General features: G+C 41.4%; 1 protein-coding gene. It reads left to right on the top strand.

Annotated features, from left to right (window positions below):
* The coding region (locus tag AC1DSK_RS17165) for a S8 family serine peptidase (protein WP_477598437.1) at positions 1 to 4,277 on the top strand (4,277 nt) is incomplete at its 5' end.
* Positions 4,278 to 4,569: the final 292 nt, after the last annotated feature.

Raw genomic sequence — 4,569 nt, 5'->3', positions numbered from 1 at the left:
CGCTAGCTGTTGGCATGTTATTATCTCAAGGTGCTCCATATAACGTATTGGCGAAAAGCCCGTTTGAGCTGAAATCGGTTGATCATGCGGAAGAAATTCTAAAGAACCTGACTACGGAACAAAGAAAGGCATTAGAGCAATTAGAAACAAATACAACCTTTACCATTTCACCGGATATTGATGCAAATAGTCCGGAATTAGTCAAAGTCATCGTCGAATTTGAACAGGCGCCGGCTAAAATTGAAGTGATGAAACAAGCGGCGAAAGGAAAAAAACTATCTTCTTCTGCTGCAAATGAAAAAGTGGAACAATCTCACAAAGCTTTTAAAGAGCATGTGCAATCATTAAAAGTGCAAAAGAACTCAACCGCATACAAAGCGGAAGACGTAACCATTACAAGAGAATATAAAAAGGCCATCAACGGTGTAGCGATGACGTTGCCTGGTACAGCTGTACAAGATTTGCTGCAATCTGGAGTAGTTAATCGTATCTTTAAAGATTACGAGGTAAAAGTGGAAACGCCGGTAAAAACGAAAGAAGCCATCGATCCGAAAATGGCAGACAGTATTCCGCAAATTGGCGTTGACAAGTTACATGCCGAGAACATTACCGGTAAAGGGATTAAAGTTGGTGTTATTGACACGGGTATTGACTACAATCATCCAGACTTAAAAGATGTTTATAAGGGCGGATATGATTTTGTAGATGATGATGCAGATCCGATGGAAACGACCTACGAGGATTGGATTAATGCTGGCAAGCCAACATATCCTGGTTTAGTGTATTATACAAACCATGGAACACATGTCGCAGGGACGATTGCAGCCCAACAGAAAAACGCTGTGGATTATGCTGTAAAAGGGGTAGCACCAGAAGTAGATTTATATGCATATCGAGTATTGGGAGTTTGGGGTGGAGGAAATACAGCAGGAGTACTTGCTGGAATCGATCAAGCGATTACAGATGGCATGGACGTCATTAACTTGTCGCTCGGCGCCAATACGAACGATCCTTTATACGCCACTTCTGTCGCGATAAATAATGCTATGCTTTCAGGCGTGGTGGCCGTCGTTGCTGCGGGCAACAACGGACCGAACGAAAAAACGCTTGGCTCTCCAGGAACAGCGGCTCTCGGTATTTCAGTAGGAGCAAGCGATGTCTCTATGACCATTCCTACATTTAGTGGAAGCGTTTTCACTAATGAAAATGATAATTTGGAACGTCTCGGAGAAGACCTTTCTCATCAATTAGAAGATTCAAAACTTATCAGCGAGGAACTTTCTCCTCAACTAGAAGATTCGAAACGTCTCGACAAAGATTTTTCTCCTAAATTAGAAGATAAGAATAAGGGCTTGTCTCACCAAGTAGATGATTTGCAACTTCTCGGAAAAGATTTTTCTGATCGATTAGAAGATTTACAAGGAAAATCCTTACCAATTGTATTTGCGGGACTTGGTAAAGCAACTGATTTTGCCGGGAAAGATGTCAGCGGGAAAATTGCGTTGATTCAGCGCGGGGAACTTGCGTTTGATGAAAAAATCAAAAACGCCAAAAACGCTGGGGCTAAATCAGTGATTGTGTATAACAATGTCGACGGGCAAATACCTGCCTACTTGGGTGAGGTCGTCGGGTTAATCCCTTCTTTCCGCCTGTCAAAAGCAGATGGTGAGCGGTTAAAAGAGCTGGGCGAWGGTACTTTCACATTTGAAACGTTAAGTAATACAAAAACAGAAGGCGATCATTTAGCAGATTTCAGTTCACGCGGACCGGTAAATGGAAATTATGATATTAAGCCGGATGTGGTCGCTCCAGGTGTGTCGATATTCTCTACGACACCGGAATTCATCAACGATCCACAGGACGGCATTAATTACGGGAATGCCTATGTGCGCATGTCGGGTACATCGATGGCCTCGCCACATGTGGCAGGTACAGCAGCATTGATATTGCAGGAGCATCCGGAATACACTCCTTTCGATGTGAAATTGGCACTCATGAATACTTCGGACGATTTACAAGGGGATAATTCTGTATACGAAGTAGGCGCAGGACGAATCGATGCATATCAAGCGGTTCATACAGATACCTCCATCAAAGTATGGGATAAGACACAAAATATCGAAAATGGAAAAGTCGTAGAAATTGATGAAGAAACAGGTTCCATTGTATTCGGAAGACATATTAAAAAAGATGATCAACCAATTGAAGCAAGTAAAAAGGTGACGGTTCAAAACAACAGCCAGGAAGAAAAATCTTTTACACTAGAAGTGGAGTATCACGGTGAGCGAAAAGGGATTCAAGATGCAGTGAGTAACGGTGTTACAGTGGATGTGCCTTCATCGATTACAGTGGGAAGCGGCCAAGTGCAGGAGCTCCAGCCTAACATAACGATACCAACCAGCGCTGCGGGAGGAAGATATGAAGGGTATATTCATGTAACCAATGCCAACAATCCAGACGAAACCTATCAAATTCCATTTGCTGTTATGGCGACGGAAAAAGGATTTGCTTATGTCAAAACGACTAGACCATCCGTGACAAATACAACAGCTTTCTGGGAACTTAATGACAAAATGATCCATTTCATCATGAAGTTGAACAGCCCAATGAAAACCATGGATGTGCTTGTAAAAGATAGTAAAACAGGAAAATCTGTAGGGTTCATAGGAACAGCGAATACGAGTAACTTAAAAATAGATGCAGAAGTGTTTCTTACTGGTGCGTTCAGCGGTACGGTCTTACCATTTACAAATGATCCGTCCCAGCCAATCAGTGATGTTCCTATAAAGCTTCCAGCAGGCGACTATATACTGGAACTGATTGCACACGATGAGGATGGGAAATCATATGTTTATGACAATCCGCTTATCGTGGACAATGAAGCACCAGAAGTCAACATGGATATAAAATCGGGTGTAATCGAAATTAATGATTCTATGTATACAGTAGAAGATGGCCAAAAAGCGGTGTGGATGCATGGAACAGCTAAGGATGAGACAGTGAATCTATTACAATCTAAAGGGTTGGACATCGATCAATCGTCCAACACTATGGCTTACTATAGAGGAACCAATACGTATATGGCTGGATTCTTCCCGGTTCAAGCGAATGGAGATGTGAAATTAGGAATTGAGGAAAGTGATATTGCAAAACAACCTATGAGATTGTGGTTGAGAACGTGGGATACTGCAACGGCAGTTGGTTACCAAAAGTATTACTTCATGAAAGAAGGAACGGAATATACGACTACCAGTTATGACAAGAAAGAGTTGAAAGTCGGAGATAACTTTACGATGACACTCAGCCTTAATAATGTGAAAGAGCTTGTCTCCGGAGAATTTAGTGTAGCAATTGACAAAGACGTCTTCAAGTTTTCGAATGTGAAGCTGAACAATTCAGTAAAAGAGTATGCACAGGAAAAAGGCTTACAGGTATCACTCCATGAGCCAGTTGTGACGGAAAGTATATATCATAATAATGTGAAAGTCGGAGCTTCCATTACTGGAAAGGCATTCAGAGGACTGGACGGTGATATGCCGTTCCTCGATGTAACGATTAAAGTAATGAATGATGAAGTTTACGAAAATGAAATTCCTGGATTTGAGGTGAAGGGAGGGTCTTATAAGAAATCCGGACAAACAGCAGATACTGCTATTCCTTTTTACGGCACTGAAGATCTTAAGATAATTCCTACACATACACAGTTGATAGGATCCATCACGCCGGAAGCATTTTTGAAATATGAATCAGGGTCAGCATATTTGAAACCGGGGGATTATACAAAAATAGGAGCACAAGTATACGCTCTCTCTAGAAGTGGTAAAAAATATCCAGGAACAATTGCTAAAAATGGAGCTATCACGATCAATGATATTCCGGCTTCCGATCAAGTATATACAGCTGTTTTCGATGTTCCGGGGCATCTTAAAGCTATGAAGAAATTCATTCCTGGATATCATGATGCAAATGGTGAGCTACGTGGGCAATTTTTAAAAATTGGTCAGAGAAGTCTTGCAGGGGATGTGAATGGCGACAAAATGATTGATATCCTCGATATCCAGAGTGTCGTGGATGCATATGGTACGAAAGATACTTCCATCGTGCCGCAAGATCTCAATCAAGATGGCGTGGTAGACGAAACGGATGTTCGCTTAATGGAGAAAAACTTCTTAACGAAGGGACCTGACGCACCTGCCAACAAACAGCCGAAAGAAAAAATTGGCAAGAAAGGGCTGGAATACTTCCTACGCCTGATCGGTCTTGAGCCGAAACAATAACATAATCCCATCAGGGAAGTTAATAAAAAAAGAGGACTCAAAGTAAAATGTCCCCTTTCTAAAGGACAAAACAGGTTAGGCCACAAAAGAAGATGATTTCTGTATTCTGGACTTCCCCTTCTCAAGTAGAAAGTAATTAAAAAGTGATTATTAAGCAACCTTAGCCCTGTATTCTTGAGGGCTAAGGTTATTTAATTTCTTCTGTAAGTGGGTACGTCATGTACTTTTTTATTCCGCTTTAATACTAGTGATTGGAATAGTGCTTTTGTTTTATACTGGTATAGAACCAATA

This window comes from Paenisporosarcina sp. P4_B8, from assembly GCF_056402175.1.
Note: the sequence above shows the minus strand (reverse complement) of the source record. Positions and strands in the feature narration are given on the sequence as shown.